The organism is Marinomonas phaeophyticola, from assembly GCF_026966905.1.
Classification (GTDB): Bacteria; Pseudomonadota; Gammaproteobacteria; order Pseudomonadales; family Marinomonadaceae; genus Marinomonas; species Marinomonas phaeophyticola.
In genome coordinates, this window is record NZ_JAPUBN010000017.1 from 57,467 (window position 1) to 81,621 (window position 24,155).

At 40.1% G+C, this 24,155-nt stretch carries 21 protein-coding genes, 6 tRNA genes and 1 pseudogene; 9 read left to right on the forward strand and 19 right to left on the reverse strand.

The window, feature by feature from the left end:
* Window positions 1–28: 28 nt before the first annotated feature.
* From O1D97_RS11535 to O1D97_RS11560, 6 genes are all read right to left on the reverse strand, one after another.
* A tRNA-Gly gene (locus tag O1D97_RS11535) sits at window positions 29–103 on the reverse strand.
* Window positions 104–153: 50 nt separating this feature from the next.
* Window positions 154–229: transfer RNA gene (locus O1D97_RS11540), tRNA-Glu, on the reverse strand.
* 62 nt (window positions 230–291) lie between these two features.
* Window positions 292–366, reverse strand: a tRNA-Gly gene (locus O1D97_RS11545).
* Window positions 367–416: 50 nt separating this feature from the next.
* A tRNA-Glu gene (locus O1D97_RS11550) sits at window positions 417–492 on the reverse strand.
* A 62-nt stretch (window positions 493–554) separates the two neighbouring features.
* A tRNA-Gly gene (locus O1D97_RS11555) sits at window positions 555–629 on the reverse strand.
* Between the two features lie 50 nt (window positions 630–679).
* Window positions 680–755, reverse strand: a tRNA-Glu gene (locus O1D97_RS11560).
* A gap of 138 nt (window positions 756–893) precedes the next feature.
* On the opposite strand from O1D97_RS11560, the gene O1D97_RS11565 reads away from it, so the two are divergent.
* A complete protein-coding gene (locus O1D97_RS11565) occupies window positions 894–1,469 on the forward strand; it encodes a YajG family lipoprotein (RefSeq protein WP_269125729.1) in 576 nt (191 codons plus the stop codon).
* Window positions 1,470–1,629: 160 nt separating this feature from the next.
* Complete coding sequence (gene htpX, locus O1D97_RS11570; protein ID WP_269125731.1) at window positions 1,630–2,508, forward strand: protease HtpX; 879 nt, start codon at window positions 1,630–1,632, stop codon at window positions 2,506–2,508.
* Between the two features lie 71 nt (window positions 2,509–2,579).
* Here the strand turns inward: htpX and O1D97_RS11575 are convergent, their stop codons facing one another.
* The 4 genes from O1D97_RS11575 to gcvT all read right to left on the reverse strand — a co-directional run bounded on the left by O1D97_RS11575 (window position 2,580) and on the right by gcvT (window position 6,189).
* A complete protein-coding gene (locus O1D97_RS11575) occupies window positions 2,580–3,302 on the reverse strand; it encodes a flagellar brake protein (protein ID WP_269125733.1) in 723 nt (240 codons plus the stop codon).
* Between the two features lie 13 nt (window positions 3,303–3,315).
* Window positions 3,316–4,458 carry a 4-phosphoerythronate dehydrogenase gene (locus O1D97_RS11580; RefSeq protein WP_269125735.1) on the reverse strand — a complete coding sequence of 381 codons (1,143 nt, stop codon included), beginning with the start codon at window positions 4,456–4,458 and terminating at the stop codon, window positions 3,316–3,318.
* Window positions 4,442–4,960 carry an elongation factor P hydroxylase gene (locus O1D97_RS11585; RefSeq protein WP_269125737.1) on the reverse strand — a complete coding sequence of 173 codons (519 nt, stop codon included), beginning with the start codon at window positions 4,958–4,960 and terminating at the stop codon, window positions 4,442–4,444. Before O1D97_RS11585 ends, O1D97_RS11580 begins: the two co-directional genes overlap by 17 nt.
* A gap of 134 nt (window positions 4,961–5,094) precedes the next feature.
* Window positions 5,095–6,189 carry a glycine cleavage system aminomethyltransferase GcvT gene (gene gcvT / locus O1D97_RS11590; RefSeq protein WP_269125739.1) on the reverse strand — a complete coding sequence of 365 codons (1,095 nt, stop codon included), beginning with the start codon at window positions 6,187–6,189 and terminating at the stop codon, window positions 5,095–5,097.
* 399 nt (window positions 6,190–6,588) lie between these two features.
* Here gcvT and glyA point away from each other — a divergent pair, with 399 nt between their 5' ends.
* The 3 genes from glyA (at window position 6,589) to gcvP (ending at window position 11,310) form a co-directional block, all read left to right on the forward strand.
* Window positions 6,589–7,866: a serine hydroxymethyltransferase gene (glyA, locus tag O1D97_RS11595; protein WP_269125741.1), complete on the forward strand. Its 1,278-nt coding sequence runs from the start codon at window positions 6,589–6,591 to the stop codon at window positions 7,864–7,866.
* A gap of 63 nt (window positions 7,867–7,929) precedes the next feature.
* Window positions 7,930–8,313: a glycine cleavage system protein GcvH gene (gene gcvH, locus O1D97_RS11600; RefSeq protein WP_269125743.1), complete on the forward strand. Its 384-nt coding sequence runs from the start codon at window positions 7,930–7,932 to the stop codon at window positions 8,311–8,313.
* Between the two features lie 120 nt (window positions 8,314–8,433).
* Entirely contained in the window at window positions 8,434–11,310 is a 2,877-nt protein-coding gene (gene gcvP, locus O1D97_RS11605) for an aminomethyl-transferring glycine dehydrogenase (RefSeq protein ID WP_269125746.1), read from the forward strand.
* Window positions 11,311–11,768: 458 nt separating this feature from the next.
* On the opposite strand, the gene O1D97_RS19910 is transcribed toward gcvP, so the two are convergent.
* Window positions 11,769–11,981, reverse strand: coding sequence for a restriction endonuclease subunit S (locus O1D97_RS19910; RefSeq protein WP_428981117.1), 213 nt, complete (start codon window positions 11,979–11,981; stop codon window positions 11,769–11,771).
* 67 nt (window positions 11,982–12,048) lie between these two features.
* On the reverse strand, window positions 12,049–12,783 hold the full coding sequence (locus O1D97_RS11615; protein WP_269125749.1) for a substrate-binding periplasmic protein: 735 nt from the start codon (window positions 12,781–12,783) through the stop codon (window positions 12,049–12,051).
* A gap of 190 nt (window positions 12,784–12,973) precedes the next feature.
* Between O1D97_RS11615 and O1D97_RS11620 the strand changes: the two genes are divergently transcribed.
* Window positions 12,974–13,909 (forward strand): LysR family transcriptional regulator, encoded by a 936-nt coding sequence (locus O1D97_RS11620; protein WP_269125751.1) that lies wholly within the window; start codon window positions 12,974–12,976, stop codon window positions 13,907–13,909.
* A gap of 34 nt (window positions 13,910–13,943) precedes the next feature.
* Here O1D97_RS11620 and O1D97_RS19915 read toward each other — a convergent pair.
* A pseudogene (locus O1D97_RS19915) lies at window positions 13,944–14,781 on the reverse strand (phytanoyl-CoA dioxygenase family protein).
* A 191-nt stretch (window positions 14,782–14,972) separates the two neighbouring features.
* On the opposite strand from O1D97_RS19915, the gene O1D97_RS11635 reads away from it, so the two are divergent.
* Window positions 14,973–15,794, forward strand: a complete 822-nt coding sequence (locus O1D97_RS11635) for a sugar phosphate isomerase/epimerase family protein (protein WP_269125757.1) — start codon at window positions 14,973–14,975, stop codon at window positions 15,792–15,794.
* An 82-nt stretch (window positions 15,795–15,876) separates the two neighbouring features.
* Here O1D97_RS11635 and O1D97_RS11640 read toward each other — a convergent pair whose 3' ends face one another.
* Together O1D97_RS11640 and O1D97_RS11645 are read right to left on the reverse strand one after the other, a co-directional pair.
* On the reverse strand, window positions 15,877–16,188 hold the full coding sequence (locus tag O1D97_RS11640; RefSeq protein ID WP_269125759.1) for a hypothetical protein: 312 nt from the start codon (window positions 16,186–16,188) through the stop codon (window positions 15,877–15,879).
* 54 nt (window positions 16,189–16,242) lie between these two features.
* Window positions 16,243–16,920 carry a DUF3047 domain-containing protein gene (locus O1D97_RS11645; protein ID WP_269125761.1) on the reverse strand — a complete coding sequence of 226 codons (678 nt, stop codon included), beginning with the start codon at window positions 16,918–16,920 and terminating at the stop codon, window positions 16,243–16,245.
* A gap of 966 nt (window positions 16,921–17,886) precedes the next feature.
* Between O1D97_RS11645 and O1D97_RS11650 the strand changes: the two genes are divergently transcribed.
* Window positions 17,887–18,540 carry a DUF2959 domain-containing protein gene (locus O1D97_RS11650; protein WP_269125763.1) on the forward strand — a complete coding sequence of 218 codons (654 nt, stop codon included), beginning with the start codon at window positions 17,887–17,889 and terminating at the stop codon, window positions 18,538–18,540.
* A gap of 103 nt (window positions 18,541–18,643) precedes the next feature.
* On the opposite strand, the gene modF is transcribed toward O1D97_RS11650, so the two are convergent.
* From modF to O1D97_RS11670, 4 genes are all read right to left on the reverse strand, one after another.
* The gene (gene modF, locus O1D97_RS11655; protein WP_269125765.1) at window positions 18,644–20,101 is read right to left on the reverse strand and encodes a molybdate ABC transporter ATP-binding protein ModF; all 1,458 of its coding nucleotides are present in this window, start codon (window positions 20,099–20,101) and stop codon (window positions 18,644–18,646) included.
* A gap of 112 nt (window positions 20,102–20,213) precedes the next feature.
* On the reverse strand, window positions 20,214–21,689 hold the full coding sequence (gene ilvC, locus O1D97_RS11660) for a ketol-acid reductoisomerase (protein WP_269125767.1): 1,476 nt from the start codon (window positions 21,687–21,689) through the stop codon (window positions 20,214–20,216).
* 138 nt (window positions 21,690–21,827) lie between these two features.
* Window positions 21,828–22,424, reverse strand: a complete 597-nt coding sequence (locus tag O1D97_RS11665) for a hypothetical protein (RefSeq protein WP_269125769.1) — start codon at window positions 22,422–22,424, stop codon at window positions 21,828–21,830.
* 1 nt (window position 22,425) lies between these two features.
* Window positions 22,426–22,788 (reverse strand): DUF805 domain-containing protein, encoded by a 363-nt coding sequence (locus tag O1D97_RS11670; RefSeq protein WP_269125771.1) that lies wholly within the window; start codon window positions 22,786–22,788, stop codon window positions 22,426–22,428.
* Between the two features lie 380 nt (window positions 22,789–23,168).
* Between O1D97_RS11670 and O1D97_RS11675 the strand changes: the two genes are divergently transcribed.
* Entirely contained in the window at window positions 23,169–24,125 is a 957-nt protein-coding gene (locus O1D97_RS11675) for a helix-turn-helix domain-containing protein (RefSeq protein ID WP_269125773.1), read from the forward strand.
* Window positions 24,126–24,155: the final 30 nt, after the last annotated feature.

The following is a 24,155-nucleotide window of genomic DNA, read 5'->3' on the forward strand; positions in this document are numbered from 1 at the left end:
GCCAATGCCTAACATCATCAGTAAAAATTGGAGCGGGAAACGAGGCTCGAACTCGCGACCCCAACCTTGGCAAGGTTGTGCTCTACCACTGAGCTATTCCCGCACATTTATCCGCTGCTCTATAACGCTTGCAACAAAATAAATCAGTAAAAATGGCGTCCCATAGGGGGTTCGAACCCCTGTTACCGCCGTGAAAGGGCGGTGTCCTAGACCTCTAGACGAATGGGACGCAACAACCTATTTCTAGGTTTCAATAATCTTAAGCCAATGCCTAACATTATCAATAAAAATTGGAGCGGGAAACGAGGCTCGAACTCGCGACCCCAACCTTGGCAAGGTTGTGCTCTACCACTGAGCTATTCCCGCACATTTATCCGCTGCCCTATAACGCTTGCAACAAAATAAACCAGTAAAAATGGCGTCCCATAGGGGGTTCGAACCCCTGTTACCGCCGTGAAAGGGCGGTGTCCTAGACCTCTAGACGAATGGGACACAACAACCTATTCCTAGGTTTCAATAATCTCAAGCCAATGCCTAACATTATCAATAAAAATTGGAGCGGGAAACGAGGCTCGAACTCGCGACCCCAACCTTGGCAAGGTTGTGCTCTACCACTGAGCTATTCCCGCATTGCATTCACACAATTATTTGTTCATTCTATATAAGCCATTAAAAACAATGGCGTCCCATAGGGGGTTCGAACCCCTGTTACCGCCGTGAAAGGGCGGTGTCCTAGACCTCTAGACGAATGGGACACAAACAAATATTGCTGTGTGAGCGGGTGCGTATATTACTGTTACTAGCCTGAAAATCAACAGTTTTTTTAATTTTCTGTTAAAGTAATTGTGTTTTTTACTAATTATCTTAATGAATAGGCTTTATGGAGTCATAATATGCTTAAAAAGATCATTTATTGTACTGCTTGCGCTGTCGCCCTCATCACAACCACCGGTTGCGCTAATACTACGCATTACATCAACCTTGACCCTTCTATTGAATTGCAATCCGCTCAACTTAGCAACACACACCCTATTAAAATAAAGGTGACCCATTACCTTGATAATAAAATTGGATCTATTGATACAGCCATACATGAGCACGCTGATGTATTTATCAGCAATGAAGTCGCCGAAAGCATCAAATTAAAAATTGCCGAGGGGCTCACTGAACTAGGCTACGATCTAGAAAACGGAACACCACCAGCCAACATTCTCACCGTCGATGTTACCCAGCTTAGTTACACAACATCTACTCAAGCACTCAAAACAATTGCAAAGTTAAAATTTAACTTAAAAGCAACCCTTAAAAGCAACAATCAAACTTACTCAGCCAATTATGGATCAGAGGTTACTGATGAATATGGCTCTCTTCCAGACCAAGAAGAAGTTGAAGCATCACTTAACAAGCTTGCAGGGGAAACGGTTAATCGTTTACTAAATGATTCAAATATTCGCGCGCTATTAAGATAAAAACCTCTTCTAGAATAGAAAAACGCTTAAGTATTGCGGGCACGATAGACTCTTTATTGTAATCGTGCCCTACCCCTATTAATAAAACACCCCCATCACTTGAATCTTTTTGAAGAAGCACCATGATGCATTTAATTAATCAACTCATGGGATAACCATTATGCGTATACTACTTTTCTTGGCTACAAATATAGCTGTCATTATTGTCGCTAGCCTTGTTCTAAATCTGCTCGGTGTTGAAAGATACCTATCAAGCTCTGGACTCAACCTTACATCCCTACTTATTTTCTGTGCTGTGTTCGGTTTTGTTGGCAGCTTCATCTCGCTATTTTTGTCAAAAATGATGGCGAAAATGGGCTCTAAAGCCAAAGTCATTACCTCTCCCAGCAATCATAAAGAAGCTTGGCTTTTAAGTACGGTTGAAAAACTCTCTACAAAGGCAGGTATAAGCATGCCTGAAGTGGCTGTCTTTCCAAGTTATGGAGCAAACGCTTTCGCCACAGGCTGGAATAAAAACGCCGCCTTAGTCGCTGTCTCCAGTGGAATGTTAGAACGTTTTTCTCCAGATGAGATTGAAGCCGTACTAGGACATGAAATAGGTCATATTGCCAACGGCGACATGGTAACTCTGTCACTCATTCAAGGGGTGGTTAATACCTTCGTCATGTTCTTTGCTCGGATAGCAGGTTATGCCGTTGATCAGTTCCTAAGGCGCAATGACGAAGACAGTTCACCTAGCTGGGGTTACTATATCGCCACATTTATATTTGAGATTCTATTTGGAATCTTAGCTTCTATGATTGTAATGTGGTTTTCGCGCTACAGAGAGTTTAAAGCAGACAAGGCGGGCGCTGAATTATCCAGTAAAAACGCAATGATCGCGGCTCTACTGCGACTAAAACAAGAGCAAGAAGAATCCCAAATGCCAGAATCCATGATGGCCTTTGGCATTAGACAAGGGCGCAAACCAACCTTCGGTCAATTACTATCAAGCCACCCTGACCTTGATGATCGCATTAAAGCACTTCAAGCACTTTAACATCAAAAAAAACGGCCGCTCCATGATCCTAAGCGGCCGTTTTATTAAAATCTATCTATGGACTGCAAACACTATAAATTATATTTCTGCTTTTCAAGAATAAAGGCCGTTAAAATGATAGCCGATTCCTTCGTCATGTTAATGAATCTAACACCATAAACAAAAAAGTACTCCGCCCCCATTCTCGCAAGAAAGTCATTATCAACAATACTTGCTTGTACTTGATCAAGCATTTGTATTTCTTGAGAACGTATTTCACAATCAAGCTTTAATAACTGTGGATAGCCTGCCACTTTTATATTAACAGCCATTTTCATGACCGAATTTACTGAGCCAATATCTTCCCTTGAAATAAGCTTTATTCCGCCAACACTTAAATCTATCACGATACCATTTGCAGCTGTTGCAATGCTATTTTCGTTATCGGCTAAAACATCCAAGGCACAAATTAGCTTTGTCTCTATCCTCATAGCCTGACGTACAACAGACGTTTCAACCTGCCTAGGGTAGGCTATATGTAAATGAGGAGCAGGTTCTAAATAACTTTTGGCAATTTTGCTTGAAAAAGCAGAGACAGAGGTATTTAACATTAGCCGCACATTAACAACTTGACTGTCACGGACGATAATATTTTTACCATTTACTTTTGGGCAAGACACAATTAAAGATCGACTAGGAATAAACCCTATTATCTTTACCATATGTCGAGATGGTGGAGATATAAACTCTATCTGAGCCTTTTCCCCGAGGTTTATACTTAAATCGTTTAATTGAGACTCAATTAGCTCAGCCATGACACCTTCTTTCTTAAGTACGGCAAGAAAAACCTAAAGCCGTAAAAATGTTTTTTTCACTAACATAACATGTATTTAGCTCATCGCGCTCAATGTAGTTTTTCCGTAAATCATCAAATGGCACTTTCTTTTGAGAACAACGCTTATAAGCTGACCGCATATAACTGTCATCTCGCATCACATCGTATATTGAATGAACAATTTTTGATAAGACATCTAACTGAGTACTATCATGCCCCGATACTATAGATGAAATATACCCTTTTGAAACACAATCTTTGTAAAATTTAGAAGAATCTAAGCCAAAATGTGATAAAAAGGCCTCATATATCATGAAGGTACCAATTTCTCTACCTTGCTTACTGTATCCAGCAATATGAGGTGTCGCGATATCGACTATTGATAACGTTGTAGGGGAAATTTCAGGTTCACCCTCCCAAACATCGAAAATCAAATTCAGTTGCTCATCTAATTCGGAATAACGCTTTGCCAATGCAACCTCATCAATAACTCCCCCACGCCCCGCAGAAATAATACTGACGTTAGGTTTTAAATAAGATAGCATTTTCGAATTGATCATATGATACGTTGGATGACTTCCTTCTTTCGTCAAGGGTGCGTGTAAGCAGATAATCTCGCTCTGCATAATTTCTTCAAATGAGACAAATGGCCCTTCGACCTCCGCCTGTTTGAATGGATCAAATACGCTTACATCACAACCAGCGGAACTCAAACGTTTATAAACCGTACTACCTACATTACCAAAGCCGATCACTCCAATTTTTTTAGTTAACCAATCCACACCCTTGCTTGAATGCAAGTAGCATAAAGAGCTCACGACATAGTCAGCAACCGCATTCGCATTACAACCAGGAGCACTAGAGAAGCCAATGCCCTTTGTTTGCAGATAATCCTGATCAATATGATCCACTCCTATGGTCGCCGTGCCTACAAATTGCACAGACGCCCCTTTTAATAGGGATTCATTCACTTTTGTTACAGACCTTACCAACAACACATCTGCATCAATAACTTGTTTATTAGTTAAACTACGTCCATCAACAAGAGAAACATCTCCAAAATCAGCAAACAGCGCTCTTACTTTTGGCATATTTTCATCGGCAACGATGCGTAATTTTTTATTTAAGGTAGTCATATAACGATCTATTAATCCCTTGATACTTGAGTAAACACTCACAAAATGCTTGCGCTCTTGCCGGAAAACCCACTTTTAAATACGTATGAAATTGCGAATTTACCGCACGCTCAAAATTTGATGTGTCATAGTCTAATAAACTTAGGTTATCTGCACTGACTCTAAATGGCAGACCTAACACCTTATGGAACGCCATCTCGATAGCTTGGGGTTTAATTTCGACCACTTCAAATTTCTTCTGCAATTCCAGCGTTCTACTATCGGTTTCATACCAGTACCCATAATCTTCCAGCTTCAACCTCTCAAGGCCCGCAATACACCAATGACTTATTTCATGTAGAGCACTAGAAATATAGTCTAAGCGAAAATGTATTTTTGCAGGAGCTTCATCATATTGAATAGGGGTGTAAAGAGGCTCCAACGCACCGCCAACCAAAACAACATGATACTCATCTTTAAAGCATCCATTAAAACAAGCAATTAAATCATTAACGGTCAGCACACTTCCCCACGCTCAAAAACGGTAATTATTCCATAACTCATAGAATTTACCTATAAAAAAACCCCAAGTGATTTCACTTAGGGCTTTCTATGCATTCACTATAATCCCAGCAGAAGCCACGATTTGTATAAATATCAACCTCTAAAATAACGGCTCGGCACAAAAGGCATTGCCGTTTTTTTCAATGGGATATTTTTCCCTCTCACAACAGCATACAATTCAGCATCCAATAATTCAGATTGAACATAAGCCATCACAATAGGAACAGATAAAGAAGGAGCAAAACCGCCACTCGTCACATTTCCAACAACCATGCCGTCTGCATTCACAATTTCAACACCTTCTCTTACCGGTGCTTTACCATCCACAATGAAACCAACGCGTTTTTGAGCTGGCTTTTGATCGAATTCAGGTAAAATTTTATCGGCACCTAAGAAACCACCCGCACGTTCACCACCGAGTCGACGCACTTTTTGTATCGCCCAATTCAATGACGCACTAACAGGAGATGTTGACTCATCAATATCATGACCATAAAGGCATAATCCAGCCTCTAAACGCAAAGAATCACGAGCACCTAATCCAATCCACTCAACCTCTTCAGAAGACAACAATGCATTCGATAGTACGGAGGCTTGATCCGCTGGTACAGAAATTTCGTACCCATCTTCACCAGTATAACCAGAACAACTTACCCATAGCTCTACGCCATTCCAAGCAAATCTTTTGCTTTGCATAAATACCATATCAGCCACTTCTGGCACTAAATTTGACATTACCTTTCTGGCAGAAGGCCCTTGAAGCGCTAACAAGGCTCTGTCTTCAATCGGCTCAACCGTGCATCCTTCTAGAGAAGATTGCATATGAGCAATGTCTTGTTCTTTACAACCTGCGTTCACGACAACAAAAACCCGCTCGCCCCAATTAGCGAACATTAAATCATCCGAAATACCGCCCTCAGGCGTAGTGAACATACCATATCGTTGCGTTTCTTCCGCTAACCCCAGCACATCAACAGGTAAAATTTCTTCCAGTTTCTGTTTGACGTTATTTCCTGACAACATCACTTGTCCCATATGAGATACATCAAACAAACCCGCATGCTCTCTCACCCATAAGTGCTCTTTTTTTACACCTAATGGGTATTGAACAGGCATTTCATACCCCGCAAACTCAACCATTCTAGCGCCAGCTTCTAGATGTAAATCAAATAACGGTGTTTTTTTCATGATATTGCCTCATAAACTTTAGTTTTGTTTCCAATCGGAAACAGAGTAACTATTTTCGACACCAAATTACAAGAAAAAAATATCCTCTAGGCAGTAAAGCTTGACCTAAAGTGACTTTTTTCACATTAAGCATCAAGCCCAATAACGCTACAGTAAAGGTGGGAAAAGCCACAACTCAAGAACATAAATTTCTAAAAGAAAAAAATATTTCAAAAAAAGCTTGTTTCCAATCGGAAACTTTTGTTTTACTATTTGTTCATTGCAGCACGGTTTAATAATGACTAGAACTAATTAGAAACTTGATCTTTTTTCATTATTTAAAGTAAAGCAAGTGATATTATATACACGGCAATTTTGCACACTTGTGCGTACTTGAATAAATAGAGAGGAAATTTACGAATGTCTAATACTGATATCTTTTTCAGCCAAGACTTATCCCAAAGCGATGCTGAGTTATTTTCGACTTTAGTAAAAGAAAATGAACGTCAAGAAACTGGTATTGAGCTAATCGCTTCTGAAAACATTGTTTCAAAAGCTGTCTTACAAGCTCAAGGCTCTGTATTAACAAACAAATACGCTGAAGGTTATCCTGAAAAACGTTACTACGGCGGCTGTGAAGAAGTTGATGTTACAGAACAACTTGCCATTGACCGAGCAAAACAATTGTTTAATTGTGAATTCGTAAATGTTCAACCACACTCTGGAGCTCAAGCAAACGGCGCGGTCTTTTTAGCTCTATTACAACCTGGTGATACCATCCTAGGTATGTCTCTTTCTGCCGGTGGCCACTTAACTCATGGCGCGCCACCAGCTCAATCTGGCAAATGGTTTAATGCAGTTCAATATGGTGTATCAAAAGAAACATTGAATATCGATTATGATGCCGTTGAAGCACAAGCAATCGAATGCAAGCCAAAGCTAATCATCGCTGGTGGTTCAGCCATTCCTCGCACAATTGATTTCAAACGCTTCCGTGAGATTGCCGATAAAGTTGGCGCTTACCTAATGGTTGATATGGCTCACATTGCAGGCTTAGTTGCTACTGGCGTACACCCTTCACCACTTGAGCATGCTCATGTGGTTACCACTACTACTCACAAAACACTACGTGGACCTCGTGGTGGCATGATCTTAACGAATGACTTAGATCTAGGTAAGAAAATCAATTCAGCGGTATTCCCTGGCTACCAAGGTGGCCCATTAATGCACGTTATTGCTGGTAAAGCAGTAGCATTTGGTGAAGCGCTCCGCCCTGAATTTACTGATTACATTAAGCAAGTCGTTAAAAACGCCCAAACTTTAGCCGCCGTTATGATTGAGCGTGGCTGTGATGTTGTTACTGGCGGTACAGATACACATTTAATGCTTGTTGACCTTCGTCCAAAAGGATTAAAAGGTAATGTTGTTGACCAAGCACTGGAACGTGCAGGCATTACTTGTAACAAAAATGGTATTCCATTCGATACTGAAAAACCAATGGTAACTTCTGGTATTCGCTTAGGAACACCAGCGGCCACAACTCGTGGATTCGGTGAAGAAGAATTCCGTCAAGTTGGTCACTTAATCAGTGACGTCTTGGACGGCTTGATCGAAAAACCAGAAGGTAACGCAGAAGTTGAAGCTCGTGTACGTAGCGAAGTTATGGACCTATGCAAACGTTTCCCACTTTACCGTTAAATAAAACACTGCCTAGAGCGCTGTACTCTACCGCTCTCTAGGCACCTTGAATGAGGCTAAATTATGAGCAATATCCCAGCAAACTTAAAATACGCTGAATCACATGAATGGGTTCTAGATAATGGTGACGGCACAGTAACTGTCGGCATTACAGATCACGCTCAAGAGCTATTAGGCGACGTTGTTTACGTTGAGCTTCCTGAAGTAGGCTCTGAAGTAAATGCTACTGAACAATTCTCTCTTGTTGAGTCAGTAAAAGCCGCTTCTGACATTTATGCACCCGTGTCAGGTGAAGTTGTTGAAGTAAATGAAGCCCTTTCTGATGAACCAGAAATGATCAATGATGTCCCTTTTGAAGGTGCATGGATTGCCAAAATAAAATTAAGTGAAGTATCTGAATTAGACGGCCTATTAGATGCCGCTGGCTATGAAGCCATCATTGAATAAATTTGAAGTCAGATGGTTTCTAGTTTGAACCCATCAACTTCTAGCGAGTATAAACCTTACTTAACGACTTCTGTTAAGTAAGGTTCTTCCCCCATTTATATATAAAGGTGTTTAATTACCATGACTTCGTGCATTCGTGATTTTCTTGGAACTGATGAGTTTATTGCTCGCCATATCGGCCCTGATGAGGCAGAAAAACAGTCTATGCTGAATACCATAGGCGCTGATAGCTTAGACGCTTTAATTGAGAAAACGATTCCTCAAGCAATACGTCAAAACACATTAGATATGAGTCAACAGCCGGTAACAGAAAACGAAGCGCTGTCACAATTAAAAGCCATTGCGTCCAAGAACAAAATCGCGAAGTCATTTATTGGACTGGGTTATCACGACACTTTAGTTCCCTCTCCTATTCTACGCAATTTGTTAGAAAATCCAGGTTGGTACACCTCCTACACACCTTATCAACCTGAGATATCTCAAGGTCGATTAGAAGCCTTGCTAAATTTCCAACAGGTTATAATCGATTTAACAGGCATGGAAATTTCAAATGCCTCCTTGCTAGATGAAGCCACGGCGGCGGCTGAAGCCATGACCTTGATGGCTAGATCGAACAAAAAGAAATCTAACTTACTTTTTGTTGCAAATAATTGCCTTCCACAAACGATTGATGTCATCAAAACACGAGCTGAAATGCTTGAAATTGATTTTGTTGTCGACAGTCTTGAAAACATAGATAAGCACGATGTTTTTGGTGCCATCATTCAATATCCAGGTACAGATGGTGTCATTCAAGATTTAACGCCAATTATTGCTAAATGCCATGAACAAAAAGCGCTAGTAAGTGTGGCGGTTGATCTTTTATCTCTTGTGTTATTAAAGTCACCTGGCGAAATGGGTGCGGATATTGTATTTGGCTCAAGCCAGCGTTTTGGTGTTCCAATGGGCTTTGGTGGTCCTCATGCGGCATTCTTAGCCACTAAAGATGCGTTCAAACGTTCAATGCCTGGCCGCATTATCGGTGTATCCATTGATAGACACGGTAACAAAGCGTTACGTATGGCAATGCAAACACGCGAACAGCACATTCGCCGTGAAAAAGCGACGTCTAACATTTGTACCGCTCAAGCACTACTTGCAATGATGGCAGGATTCTATGCTATTTATCATGGTCCAAAAGGGTTAAAACGCATTGCAAATCGAGTTGCCAGCTTAACTCATTGCTTTGCAGAGGCCGCTAAGAAGAACGGCTTTACACTGAATAATTCTCACTTTGATACCTTGGTGATTGAAACCCGTGCAAACACTGACAAGGTTATGCAAGCTGGTGTCGATAAACTAATGAACTTCTATCGCATGTCAGATACAGAAGTGTCGATTTCATTCAGTGAAACCACAGAAACAAAAGACCTTGTTGATCTAGCCAGTTGTTTTGGCTTCTCTCTTACCCAAGTAGAGGTTGAAAGCTTTACTGGTGGCGCTGGATTTGATGCTGAATTGTTGAGAAAAGACGACATACTGTCTCACCCCGTTTTCAATACACATCACAGCGAAACGGAACTAATGCGCTACATGCGCCACCTAGAAGTGAAAGATATCGCCTTAAATCAAAGTATGATTGCTTTAGGCTCTTGTACAATGAAACTGAACGCCGCATCTGAAATGCTGCCTGTTACTTGGCCTGAATTTGGTCGCATCCACCCATTCGCTCCTGAAAATCAAGTCACGGGTTATCAAGCATTATTGGATGACCTGGTTGCAATGCTGTCTAAGGCGACTGGGTATGACACCATGTCATTACAACCTAACTCAGGCGCTCAAGGTGAGTATGCAGGTCTAATTGCTATTGATCGTTATCACAAATCACGTGGTGACCATAACCGCAATATCTGCTTAATCCCAAGCTCTGCTCATGGTACTAACCCAGCATCCGCGGCACTTGCAGGAATGAAAGTCATTATTGTGAAATGCGATAGTGAAGGCAACATTGACATTGCTGACTTAGCAGCAAAAGCAGAAAAGCATGCCGATCAATTAAGCTGTATCATGGCAACCTACCCTTCAACACATGGTGTTTTCGAAGAAGCCATTCGTGAAGTATGCGACATTGTTCATAAGTTTGGCGGTCAAGTTTACATCGACGGAGCCAACCTAAATGCGGTGGTAGGTATTGCTCCTCCAGGATTGTTTGGCGGCGACGTTTCACACCTTAACCTACATAAAACATTCTGCATCCCTCATGGTGGTGGTGGTCCAGGTATGGGCCCTATCGGCGTCAAATCTCATTTAGCACCATTTTTACCTGGTCACTCTGTAAAATCAGTAGCGGCTCTCGATTTAGTCAGTGGCGTGCAAAATGGCGCGGTTTCTGCCGCTCCTTATGGTAGTGCCAGCATCCTAGTGATCACCTGGATGTACATGAAAATGATGGGAGACGAAGGATTAAAATCAGCCACCTTCCACGCTATATTGAACGCTAACTATGTTGCGAAACGATTAGAAAATCATTATCCAATTCTGTTCACGGGTGCTAACAATACCGTAGCTCACGAATGCATTATTGATATTCGTCCTTTAAAAGCGGAATCTGGCATTTCTGAAGAAGACATAGCGAAACGATTAATTGATTTTGGTTTCCATTCTCCAACCATGTCGTTCCCTGTTGCCGGAACCTTGATGATAGAGCCGACAGAATCAGAAAATCAGGAAGAAATTGACCGCTTCTGTGATGCTATGATCCAAATACGCAAAGAAATCAGTAAAGTTCAAAATGGTGAATGGACGCTTGAAGACAACCCTGTTGTACACGCGCCACATACAGCGGATAGCTTACTCGTTGACGAATGGCCTCACAGCTATACACGTAAAGAAGCGGCTTACCCATTAAGCTGGATTACTGAGCGTAAATACTGGCCACCAGTTGCTCGTGTTGATAACGTTTATGGTGATCGTAACTTAATTTGTTCATGCCCTCCTATTGAGAGCTATGAAGATTAAAACGTTGTAACTAAAACTAAAAACGAGCCAAATGGCTCGTTTTTTTGTATTAGCTGAAACAACGCAATTATTTTCAGTGGAGATATCAGCTTATACCACAACAAAGTCTACCGAGTGAACATTGGTTAAATTAATTTTCTGCTTTGCATACCAGAAATTGCAGCTGTCTCGCATTGAGACTGTTCAAGCTCATTTTCAACCTGTTGCCACGTCCAATTTGATGGAATTGAATATGGTGCTACCTCTCCATCAAGCACACTCCAATCAATATTTCCTAGATATGATGAAACAAAGCTGTTTCCCTCACGTCAGTATTTGGCGAGTTCATCGGAAGTAGCGGCAGCGAGGACAGATTGGCGGAAGCGTTTTAAGAAGGTTGGGGTTTTGTCGAGACATGCTAGTGCCACTTCGACTTTGGCTAATACTGAACCCAATTTATCAACAATGCGCATTTGTTCTTATATTGCAGGTGGTAAACGAATTGGCGCAGAAGAAAATTTTGTTTTATTTATTATTACTACAGTGGTGGCTGAAGTTTCGTTTTCCATCCGCTGCCTAATTGTTCTTAAATAGTAAAATAAATATTTCAACTGAACTGTATCATCTGGGACTATAGTATTGATTAGTTGCTGATGCTTTCTTCGTGATAGCAACTCACCCGAAGTTGCCAATACAAGTAACTACAATTGATTTTTCTGGTATTGAGGGGAGACTTTTAGCACTTTTTACAGTAAGGCATTAATCCATATATGAATTCATAATTTCTTCATATCGCCCTGAAGATTTCAAAGTCAGCAGCCCGCGATCGAAAGCATCCGCATATTCCTGAGCCCTCTTAACTTTTTTAGAAAACAACACGTGCATATCACCTTCTTTAAGGGTCTTTGGATGCGTTGTAAAAAGAGCCGCCTGCTCTGGTGTAAATAATGAATGAATTATTTCATAGCCTACTAAAGCCCCCGCTGGATAGGCATCAATTCGGCCAGCCAACAGCATTCTAAAATTAAAGCTTTCCTCACTCACAACAAACACACGAATATCATTCTTTTCAAGGAGATTGACATTGTTATACCCAATAGTACCACCAATTTGGTATTTCTTTAGATCTTCAAAAGTATTCCAATCAAACGCCTTTTTCTTTAGATAGAAGAAGACCTGATTCTCTCGAAACAACGCCTCTTTAGAGATGACAAAATTTTTATTTCTTTGATCTGTCTCATACCATGGGAAAGTCGCATCTGCATTACCAAACTTCACATTAGTGAAACTTCTTTTCCAGGGATGGTATTCAAATAGTGTTTTATAACCTTGACTAGCAAAAGATTCTTCTACTAGTTTCTCAGCCAAACGATGCATTAGAATATTTTCTGATGTATAAGGTGGCCACTCTCCAATATGGAAGGTAATCGCTTTTTCAGCAAGGGCCAATGAAGAAAACCAACCCAACAATAGAAACAGTGCAACCTTTTGCATTCGCCCTTCCCTTTATACTGTTAGAATCAACAATTTATAGCACTAACAAGATAACTTTGTGACATACTATATAGCATAGTTTGTTATCTTGCATTTAAACAAGGTCCGCGTTGAGAGTAATTACAAAAACCTATTTACAGCTATACTCTCACAGACTAAACATAATCAAAACAATAGTTTAAGGCTAAAAATGGATTTTGCAAAATTATCCCGTGTTAACATTAACCTTTTGGTTACTTTGCAGGCACTCCTTAAAGAGCGAAGTGCTTCGATGGCCGCAGAACGATTAAATTTGAGCCAATCTAGTATCAGTAAAAACCTATCTCAATTAAGGCATATTTTTAAAGATCCTCTTTTTCATCGAACGGCACATGGCTTAACGCCAACCGCATTCGCTCTCTCTATTGAGCCCAAACTGTCTACCGCCATCGAAGCTATTGAGTCTCTGTTTACACAAAATGACTTTCATTTATCTGAGTATAAAGGCGCGTTTCGATTATCCATGCAGGAAAGTGCTTTTGAATTTATTACTGCGAAGCTTTTAAATAATTTACTCACTCAGGCACCAGGAATTCGCCTAGATACTTGGTTCAAAGACACTTTAAGTCTAGAGCATCTAAATCAAGGGTTATTGGACTTTGTTATCCTGCCACATGATGTAGGACAGACACCGAATCTTGGTAATTATCTAAATAGCCATGAGCTCTACAGAGATCACCTAGTATGCTTGGTGAAAGACAATCACCCTGTCCTAAAAGAAAAATGGGATCAAGAAAGCTACCTCAACTGCCGCCATATACACGTTAGAGACAATGAACTTGGAACACCAATATTCGATCAAACATTGGCCAGGAGAGGGTTAGAAAGAGACATTGCGGTACAAGTGCCCGATTTTCACTCTGCATCAAGCTTGTGTAGTCAATCAGACCTAGTCTTCACAACGTCATCAACTTGGGCGGCTTATAGTTGTAAAGTGCGACACTTGACCGAGCTATCTATGCCATTACCCAGTTCAGACGTTGTATATTCTCTTATTTGGCATCAGAGAAGCGAATCCGATAAGGCACATACTTGGTTGAAAGAGCAAATTATTTATGCCGCCACTAATCTTGTAGCGACAGCATAATAACACGCTTATTTTTTCAAGCATCTCTCTCATATCATCCATTAAAACCGCGTAATGGCAATTCTACTGATTGTAGCCAATTCTCTTTTGCATAGTCTGTTGTACCATCAGTGACATGCAAGGTATACGCCTGACGAGATTTATCTGAGCGATTTGGGGCACTGTAGTGAGGCAGATAGCCATGAAAGACCACTAAGCTTCCAGCTTTTACTTCCACCGGCGTACCGCTAACTTCTGTAGGCCAAGGCGTTTCGTCCAATGTCACCATAGTGGTAACATCACCATCACGATTAAAACGCTCCCTAAGTGGCCCCTTATGCCCTTCGTCTTCAACCCATAAGCAGCCATTTTGCAAAGTCGCATCTTCCATTGCAAACCAATAGGTGACGACACTCTGAGGACTTGTGTAAAAGAAACTGGCATCTTGATGCCAATGCACTTCCCCCTATTTTGGGTTGCTTAAAAATGTACATGGACTGTCGTATCTGAGGCTGTGATAAGCCAATGGCTTGTGCAATTTCGCCTAATACAGGCAAATGACTAAAACGCTCAAAAATAGGATCTAGCTCATGTAAAGCATGACCAATTTTATTGATACAAAGCGCTCGTTCTTGACTAAGTTCCCCCGCTTCATTAAACGCTTCCTCTTCAAAGAAGCAACGGATTTTTTCTGCAGAATCCAAAAAGAAATCATTACCCGTACGGTCATTATCTTTAGTCGTAAAAATATGATCTGTTGAACCTTCATCCCATTCACGAATGATTTTATCGGCTCTCGCTTTTACTTTTTCAATTTCTGTTGCATCAAACAGCTCATCTAAAACCAAATAGCCTAATTTATGATACTGCTGAACCTGTTCTTTCGTTAGCATATAAAACCCTTACTGATTGAAGTTATTTATCTAATTCACTTCAAACACTATAAAGAAAACAATCGATTTCCGATAATGAATATTTATAAAATATAATTTTCCAAATTGGAATATCTACTTGTATTCATGTAAAGCATACGTATCCTTGTGGCACTTTGTACCCACTTGAAACAAAAATTTTAGAGGACGATATGAAACTACATTTCCATAAATCTTTTTGGGAAACAGACTGCAGCAATGAAAAAAAGTTGGTCAGTCTTACTGAGCAAGTAAAATCAGAAGGCTATCAGGGCACTGAACTTTTTCTACCTTTCTATGGCATTTCTCCAGAGCAAACTCTCAAAGCACATGATCAAGTTAATTTAGCCATCATTACGGGCATAGGAACACAAGGCAATACACTAGAAGAGCATTTAGAAAGCATGAAGAGCCAACTAGAATATGCTCTTGAGTTCAATCCTGTACTGATAAATAGCCATACTGGAAGAGACATTTTTAGCCTGGAAGAAAATTTGGCGCTTTACGATATGGCGTTGGAATTTGAAGCAAAACATGGCATCAAAGTGACTCATGAAACTCACCGTTTCCGACCAACCTTTAACACCTTAACAACAGAACAGATTCTGAGAAGACGAGCCGAACTTAAGCTCAATTTAGATGTTAGCCATTGGATGGTTGTACATGAATCTGACCTAAGTGATCAAATGGTAAGAGTCAATGCGTTAGCAGAGAGCGTGCATCACATACATGCTCGTGTGGGTTACGAAGAAGGTCCGCAAGTGACCGATCCAAGCGATCCGATCTGGAAGACTCATTTAGAAAATCACACTCGTATTTGGCAACAAGTTATCCAACAAGCCCAGCTTCGGAACCAAAAATCCTTTACCATTACACCTGAATTTGGTCCCTTCCCTTATGCCCATACCACCCCTATCACTCAGACCCATTTAACGGATATTTGGAAAGCGAATTCATATATGAAAGACTACCTGCAACAACATTTAGTGGTTTAGCTAGGAATAGATACATTATAAAAAGCAATGAACACGCATTGCTTTTTATACTTGATTTCACGACCAACAGAATGGTTTTTTATTATCGATTCCCTGTATTCACCATTTTCACTAATTCGTAGCCGCCATAAGCCACTAACAATAAATAAACCGCGGCTGAAAAATAATCCTGTACGGAAACAATGGGTAAAATCACATTAATAATAGCCCCACTAATAAACAAGATCCATAACAGTAACGTGAGTTTAGTTACGACTAAAATCGACAACAGTATAAAAGGTACGCCTATTAGTAATATAAAAAAATTACCAGTTACTACGCCATTAATTGTTGCAATGGTCATGGCGATAAACAAGACCCATTGATCTGGCTCTTTCAGTTCTAAACGGGACATTACTTCATCACTCCAACTCAAATTATCAGTGCATAAATGATTCTTAAGGCCATATTACTTACTGGGGAATACATATTTTTCTTTAGTTAGACGAATGTTGCCATATAGCGCCTGCGCTTTTGATGAGCTATTGTCTGCATCTGTCATAATCGCAATCGCCGCTAAATGACGTATATCCTCTCCAAATATCGCTTTCAGATCTTCCCTTATATTACGCTGTCCATTTCTCCAAACACCAGTGTCTTCACTTGTTTCAATGGAGAACATATACATTTTTTCACCTGCAAATGGGTTTTCCCAAACATCGCCTTTTTCTGCTTGTTGAGTCCAAACATAGCTCACACCCTTTGTTGAAAAGACTGTACCTTGATTAAATACAATGTAAACACGTCCAGCGAAGTCATCCCCGCCTTTACTTCTTTCATTATTTATTGTTGGAAATTGCTCTACCTTCCATGACCAAGAAAGCCAAGGAGTCTTGGATAAATCAATTTTAGACTTATAAAATAACGCTGAAGAAGCCCCATTACTGCTCGCCAGCAAGGCCCCATCACTAGGAATATCATCAAACGTTTCGTTTTCAGAATTCACTATCGAATAATGTGTTTTATCTAGAAAATATCTTACCGACCACTTACTAATATCCTTCGGTGTAAAAATTAAATCTTTCGCAAATAAAGACGAAGAAAACAGAACCATGGTAACGCTCAGGAAAACAACTATTTTTTTCATTTGAAACCTACAGAGGTGTAATAACACATTTTTTTATTATAGACGCAACGTGCAGCAAAATTAAAAACAATACCTCGGCGACTCTTATACAAAACACTTAGCTCTAGAGAAAGAAAATGGAATCTATAATTAACCGTTGCGACACTAGTATTTATGATCCATTAAACAGTTCAACCCTTCAAGAAAAGCTCCTTGAACAAGAGAAGAGAACATACTATGACACTTCTCTGCCTTTAAATACTCCTGATGTTATTCATAATTTAACCCTGCAATATCGGGAATCCGCACAGTCCATAGAAAACCAAATGGTGCTCTAGATCTCCAAGCCGTTCAAGCACTTTTCTAATCCAATCAAACTCTTACAATCAATAGTAATGAAAAATTAGCCTTATATCATGCTAATGCAAAGCAAACACAGCTGACCCCAAGTCAGTATTATTGCTGTACAGGCTTAAACATAGCGTTAATTTTCTAGCAGAGCAATCATCTATAACAATCTATTACAATATTGCTTACTGTTTTAAGACGATTGAAGTATGGGTGTAAATCGACCTCTAACCTCGTAATTGGAGTACTAAATTTTTCAAATACCGTTGCTCTCGCAATCAAGAAAGACATACATTCAGTTACATTTTCTTCATATTGATTTTTTGTAATCACTTTAAAAAAGCGCGGACCATCACCGAATTGTTCCCCCGTCCATTTATTATAGACAGCCTCCCTAATGTCTATACCTTGCTTCAATAGATTGACGATGAACATTGCACCAACATGTTGAGACATGTCTAATGGAGTATCAGAATTAGTATCTCTCGATATTACTTTAATCATATTATGATATTAAAAGACATCAGCTAAAGACATGCTACTTAACATCACTTAACAAACATGACCTGATAAATCCCTTTAGTAATGCTAAAATTGAGCTAATCTCCTCTATTTGACATTGATAACATAGGACTTTCAATGAATAAACGTACTTTCCTGAATGCCTCAATAATAGCATTGACCCTGGCATTAACGGGTTGCCAAACCGCTTACTATTCAGCCATGGAGTCCGTTGGTATCCATAAACGTGATATTCTGGTCGACCGTGTTGAAGAAACCAAAGAGGCGCAAGAAACATCACAAGAAGAATTTCAATCGGCTTTGGAACGCTTAACCACACTCGTTAATTTTAATGGTGGCGAGCTGAAAGAGGTATATGAACAGTTAAATGATGATTACGAAGCCAGTTTAGAATCAGCAAATAACGTCACGAATAATATTAATAAAGTAGAAGATGTCGCCGAAGCCTTATTTGCTGAGTGGACGGAAGAATTAGATCTGTATAAAAACGCTTCACTAAAACGAGAAAGTGCCAAAAAACTTACAGAAACAAAACGTCAATTTAGTAAGCTGCTTCGCTCTATGCGCAGCTCTGAAAGCAAAATGGAGCCTGTTCTGGCTTCTCTACAAGACAATGTTCTGTATTTAAAACATAACTTAAATGCGCAAGCTGTCGCGGCAATAAAAGGGGAATTTTCTAATCTCAAACGAGACATTCAGATTCTATTAACGGACATGAATAAATCCATTGATGAATCGAACCAATTTATAGCCGATATGAACCGCAACTAAGCCGTCACTCCTCCAAAAAATAGCCTATCTTTATATAGGCTATTTTTCTTATCGTCGCACTACTGAAGCATGTAGAGACACAACAATAAGGCGCTGACCTCCACTAATTATTCTTTTCAAGTCTCAAATAGTTTTCTATACCTTTAATTTTATCTTCAGCATGATGATTGACATAAAGAACCGTCGTTTCGGAGCCTGCGCAGATTTTCTCAATGAGAGCGAGCACCAATTGGCGATTCATGTCGTCTAGGCCAAGACAAGGTTCATCAAGAATCAAAAGTGGCGGATGTTTTACCATAGCACGGGCAATAAGCAATAAGCGCTGGTCACCATAAGACAGTTTATTAAACGGCTGGTTCGCACGATCTTTCATACCCAACAAATGTAGCCAATCATCGGCTATTTTCTTTTGCTGATCAGTTGATTTAGTGTACATTCCGATACTGTCATAAAAACCAGAGATAATAACATTACGACAACTCGTACTGACACGATACTCCCATTGCAATGCAGTAGAGACATAGCCGATAAATTGTTTGATTTGCCAAATGCTTTCCCCCTGCCCCCTCTGATAGCCAAAAACAAAAATATCATTGGTGTAGCATTGAGGGTGATCTCCAGTAATCAAGGATAGAACACAGGTTTTACCGCTGCCGTTAGGACCACTCAATTGCCAATGCTCTCCAGGCTGAATCACCCAGTTAAGCTTATCAACAATCACTGTTTCACCATATTGAATGGTAGCGGCTTTCAAATTCACTAACGGCTGGCTTGGGTCAAGATCAGGTAACGCCGATGAAGGGTCCGCTGCAGGAATACTCAAATCCGATGTCTTTAAATGTAGCAACTGATACAGCTCATTAAAAGCGCCTTCGTTTTGACGATCAACCGTTAAGGACAAACGGCCTTCATGCATGCCGACTTTATCCATATAAGCCACATGTGTAATGAAGCTTGGCATTTCATCAAAACGATTAAGCACCATTATCATTGGAGTAACCTCTTTAATCGAGATTAAATGCTCTTGTAACATGGCCAACGTATCCACATCCAACCCGTCAAAGGGCTCATCTAAAATCAACAACTCTGGCTTACTAGAGAGCGCCCTAATTAGCATAACTTTTCGAGTTTCTCCTGTAGAAAGCTTACGAAATGCACGCTCGAGCAATTTTGTAAGCCCAAATTTTTCAATCAGTCTCGTCGCCAGTTCAGGGTCTTTGCAGTCGGCAAAAATCATTTCCTGGACCGGTGTGCCAATTGAAATTACATCCATGATATCTGCATCGTCTTTTTTTAACTCTTTAGCAATTAATTCAGCTTGAGCTTCAAAAGACACCAATCCCACATTGTCAGGAAGAGATGATATACCTCCTTTTTCTATTTTTCCGACACCGGAAAGTACCGCAGCAAGAGCCGATTTTCCCGATCCATTAGTACCGGTAATCACCCAATGCTGCTGGGGCTCTATGGTCCAATCTACATCACTCAGAGTGAATCGATCATCAAAGTTAACGGTCAACTTGTCTAAATGAATACGGTCTAAGTGAAGTTTTTTGCCCATTTCGTTTCTTCCTAATAAATCAAAATATAAATGCAAAAAAACCGAGACCTTCTGTTAAAAATGATCTCGGTTTTTAAAAAGTTTAATCGGGTCGTGTTAACGACAATGTTAATTAAACAATTTTTTTCATGTCGGCCATGTGACCACGTAGCACACCACCGATCGCTTCAACTGGATGATTACGTAGTGCTGCATTTACTTCAATCAAACGAGCGTTATCAACGCCATTGTCGTCTGTTGATAGGCCTTTACCAATTACATCCGTTTTGATGTCTTTCATGAAGTCCGCTAACAATGGTAGACAAGCGTGGTTGTATAGGTAGCAACCGTACTCAGCCGTATCAGAGATAGTAGCGTTCATTTCGTAAAGCTTCTTACGGGCAATAGTGTTAGCAATTAACGGTGTTTCGTGTAATGACTCATAGTAAGCCGATTCAGCGATGATACCCGCCGCGGTCATCGTTTCGAATGCAAGTTCAACACCCGCTTTTACCATCGCTACCATCAAGATACCGTTATCGAAAAATTCTTGTTCAGAAATTTCAACGTCACCTGCTGGTGTTTTTTCAAAGTTTGTTTCAGCTGTTTCTGCTCTCCAACCTAACAGGTTTTTGTCATCATTAGCCCAGTCTTCCATCATTACACGGGAAAAAGTACCATTCATGATGTCATCTTGGTGCTTGTTATAAAGCGGACGCATGATAACTTTTAGCTCTTCAGAAAGATCAAATGCTTTGATCTTAGCAGGGTTTGAAAGACGATCTAGCATGTTAGTCACGCCGCCGTATTTCAATGCTTCAGTGATGGTTTCCCAACCGTACTGAATTAAGCGAGACGCATAACCTGCATCAATGCCTTCTTCGATCATTTTATCGAAGCAAAGAATAGAGCCTGTTTGCAACATACCACAAAGGATTGTTTGCTCACCCATAAGGTCAGATTTCACTTCAGCAACAAAAGACGACATAAGTACGCCGGCTTTATGACCACCAGTACCAACCGCGTAGGCTTTTGCTAGAGCAAGACCTTCACCTTTAGGATCGTTGTCTTCGTGAACCGCGATAAGCGTTGGAACACCAAAACCACGAACATATTCAGCACGAACTTCAGAACCTGGGCACTTAGGCGCAACCATGATTACCGTTAAATCTTCGCGAATCTGCATGCCTTCTTCTACGATATTGAAACCATGAGAATAAGAAAGACAAGCGCCTTCTTTCATTAGAGGCATAATTTCTTTAACAACAGGCGTGTGTTGCTTATCAGGCGTTAAGTTTAATACAACGTCAGCCGTTGGAATAAGTTCGTCATAAGTACCGACAACAAAACCATTTTCAGTCGCATTTTTCCAAGACTGACGTTTTTCAGCAATAGCCGCTGCACGTAAAGTGTAGGAAACATCTAAGCCACTATCACGTAAGTTTAAACCTTGGTTAAGGCCTTGAGCACCACAGCCGATTACCACAATTTTTTTGCCTTTAAGCGCTTCAACGCCGTCACTAAATTCATCCATATGCATGAAACGACATTTTGCTAATTGAGCTAGTTGCTCACGTAAAGGTAAAGTATTGAAATAGTTTTGAGACATAATAAATTGATTCCACTTTGATTAAGGGTAATTGCAAAAAAGGCAAATACAAATAATATTCGCTGAGTCACCCTGACTCAGCGGCTAACTTGGACACCACTCTATAATAAGTTTCATTTTGTGTATATTGATATATTATCAACTTTGTATTTCATTTTCTGCAACACAAGATACAGTACTATTGTCCGCCGTTCCAAAGAGGTTAAATAAAGACCACTCGCTAGGATTCAGTACAAATCCTTGCTCTTCCCCTAACCCAGATTCAATTAGGATATCACCAGGATCCGATAACGTTAACCTGTTCTTTACTGTTATCGTATCACTCACTACTTCTTCCCCTGATAGCAAAGTTTCGGCAAGGTTTTCACTATAAACAATCAATCGAATTGGTTCACTTTTATTAATCGATATGCCTTTACCATCAAATCCTCCCGCCGCAATTTTGATGGTTTTCACAAAACAGCGTGTTTGATTGCGCTTTCGAAGAACCGCTACCCCTTTACCTACCGTCCCATGGAGTTGAAACAAATTACCGCTTTTCGGTGATTCCACATAAATGACGCCATAGGCCTGATCGGGTAACAAATAAAGAGACGACTCTCGACTGTCGCTTAATGTTAATTCATTAATCACACCATCTTTATCAACATTCGCGCAAGCAACTAAGCTCCAAGCGCCTAAAATAATGATTATATTGTGTAAGTATATTTTTGGATGAAATATGATTTTTGACATCTTATCTCTCCCTTTTCTGGCTGCTTGAAAATACGTAACCACGAGCTTTTTGACTCGACTCACCTTCCTGAAGCAAAAGAAACAAAAGCAGAAACCACCCAAAAATAGGAATGCAGATTATAGCTAGCCACCAGCCAGATCGATTCGTATCGTGTAACCGACGTACTGTAATCGCAATCATAGGCAACAAAATGATGAGACTGTAACCCCCTTCTAAAATCCCAGGAAGGCCTAATAACACTTCAAGACCAATAAGAAAAATGGAAATCAAAAAATTGATCATAAAAAAAGTCCAAAACGCCTCTCTTGACGATCTTTCAGAGAATACGAAGAACTTTTTCAGCGCATCTAAATACCAAAACATACACTTCACCTTAAGAGCTTTTCGAGCTCATATAAATAATAGACATTGTCTTTCAATTAGCGCTTGGCTAATGAAAGTTCGTCTAATATGCTTTAGTTTCAGTGATATAGCGTCCTCAAACAGGATATAGGATGTCTTAAATCCTCATTTAGGACATACTTACGACATCTATTTAATTTATTCTGCTGGTAATAAGTAGGGTTTCAATAAAAGCTGGCTTAAACAAAAAATGGAATCATCATGATATCAATCCCTCTACCTTTTGTTATCTCTTTACTCCTTGGTATATTGGCAACCTTGCTTTATATACGTCGTGAAAAAAAGAAAAGCCGGCGTTTATTTTTTTAGCCTTGTGTACTCTTACAACCACCATTGTAGGTATGAGATGGACATTTGACTTCACTTTATTACGTTTTTTGCAACCATTAAGTGCCTCATTTATCCCCTTAGCTGCTTGGTATTGCTTCTCTCAGGCGCATTCAAAAAAACGCTTTCACCTCGCTCATTTTATCGCTCCAGTATTTATTTTACTGGCCGCTTTTAGTTACCCTATCTGGCGTTTACCGATCGATCCCATTTTGACATTGTTGTATTTAGGGTATGGAATCGCCTTAATTAAAAGTTCATTAAATAATAACATTCCTGAAAAAGTTAGCCTTTCTGAAATAGACAAGGCACTCAAAGCAAAGCGCGTTGCCGGTAGTATGTTAATATTCGCGGCTGCCATTGATGGTTCTCTTGCTCTCGATTTTGCCTTCTATGATGGCTCCCACGCGATCCATATCCTTATGATAGGGCATGCTGTGTTACTACCCGTACTGTCTCTTGCGGTCATTATGCTAAGTTTAAGCATTCGCCAATACGATAATGAAGATGACATGTTTAAGGACACGACCGATAATCAAAGCATGACTCTCAGAGAAGAAAATACTCCTGACTTCTCCTCTCAGATATCAAGCAAGGATAGAAATAGTGCATTAAATAAGTCATCGATTGATCATAATGAGGCTACCAATATTGTGCATAAATTGGATGAATTAATGAAAACAAAAGAAGTATTTCTTGATCCAGACCTAACACTTGATCGGCTTGCTAGAAAGCTGATTATCCCTTCTCGTCAGATATCAGCAGCCATTAATCATGTCTACGGGAGGAATATCTCACAAGTCATCAATGAGTATCGGATCGAACGAGCGAAGGAATTATTGAAAAATACACAGGACCCTATTACGCAGATTTACCTCAATTCAGGGTTTCAAACAAAATCTAATTTTCATCGGGAATTTACCCGCATTGAGCAAACGACACCCAGTGCTTATCGAAAATCCCTACTGTAAGTAAAAAAACCATTTAGTTATTGCAACCTA

What these genes read in the sequence shown, in the direction of transcription:
- gcvP (WP_269125746.1), top strand. Translation starts at nt 8,434, where the DNA reads ATGACTTCGTGCATTCGTGATTTTCTTGGAACTGATGAGTTTATTGCT.
- O1D97_RS11635 (WP_269125757.1), top strand. Translation starts at nt 14,973, where the DNA reads ATGAAACTACATTTCCATAAATCTTTTTGGGAAACAGACTGCAGCAAT.
- O1D97_RS11645 (WP_269125761.1), bottom strand. Translation starts at nt 16,920, where the DNA reads ATGAAAAAAATAGTTGTTTTCCTGAGCGTTACCATGGTTCTGTTTTCT.
- O1D97_RS11675 (WP_269125773.1), top strand. Translation starts at nt 23,169, where the DNA reads ATGAGATGGACATTTGACTTCACTTTATTACGTTTTTTGCAACCATTA.
- O1D97_RS11575 (WP_269125733.1), bottom strand. Translation starts at nt 3,302, where the DNA reads ATGGCTGAGCTAATTGAGTCTCAATTAAACGATTTAAGTATAAACCTC.
- O1D97_RS11640 (WP_269125759.1), bottom strand. Translation starts at nt 16,188, where the DNA reads ATGTCCCGTTTAGAACTGAAAGAGCCAGATCAATGGGTCTTGTTTATC.
- htpX (WP_269125731.1), top strand. Translation starts at nt 1,630, where the DNA reads ATGCGTATACTACTTTTCTTGGCTACAAATATAGCTGTCATTATTGTC.
- gcvH (WP_269125743.1), top strand. Translation starts at nt 7,930, where the DNA reads ATGAGCAATATCCCAGCAAACTTAAAATACGCTGAATCACATGAATGG.
- O1D97_RS11615 (WP_269125749.1), bottom strand. Translation starts at nt 12,783, where the DNA reads ATGCAAAAGGTTGCACTGTTTCTATTGTTGGGTTGGTTTTCTTCATTG.
- ilvC (WP_269125767.1), bottom strand. Translation starts at nt 21,689, where the DNA reads ATGTCTCAAAACTATTTCAATACTTTACCTTTACGTGAGCAACTAGCT.
- O1D97_RS11620 (WP_269125751.1), top strand. Translation starts at nt 12,974, where the DNA reads ATGGATTTTGCAAAATTATCCCGTGTTAACATTAACCTTTTGGTTACT.
- gcvT (WP_269125739.1), bottom strand. Translation starts at nt 6,189, where the DNA reads ATGAAAAAAACACCGTTATTTGATTTACATCTAGAAGCTGGCGCTAGA.
- modF (WP_269125765.1), bottom strand. Translation starts at nt 20,101, where the DNA reads ATGGGCAAAAAACTTCACTTAGACCGTATTCATTTAGACAAGTTGACC.
- O1D97_RS11665 (WP_269125769.1), bottom strand. Translation starts at nt 22,424, where the DNA reads ATGTCAAAAATCATATTTCATCCAAAAATATACTTACACAATATAATC.
- glyA (WP_269125741.1), top strand. Translation starts at nt 6,589, where the DNA reads ATGTCTAATACTGATATCTTTTTCAGCCAAGACTTATCCCAAAGCGAT.
- O1D97_RS11670 (WP_269125771.1), bottom strand. Translation starts at nt 22,788, where the DNA reads ATGTTTTGGTATTTAGATGCGCTGAAAAAGTTCTTCGTATTCTCTGAA.
- O1D97_RS11565 (WP_269125729.1), top strand. Translation starts at nt 894, where the DNA reads ATGCTTAAAAAGATCATTTATTGTACTGCTTGCGCTGTCGCCCTCATC.
- O1D97_RS11580 (WP_269125735.1), bottom strand. Translation starts at nt 4,458, where the DNA reads ATGACTACCTTAAATAAAAAATTACGCATCGTTGCCGATGAAAATATG.
- O1D97_RS11650 (WP_269125763.1), top strand. Translation starts at nt 17,887, where the DNA reads ATGAATAAACGTACTTTCCTGAATGCCTCAATAATAGCATTGACCCTG.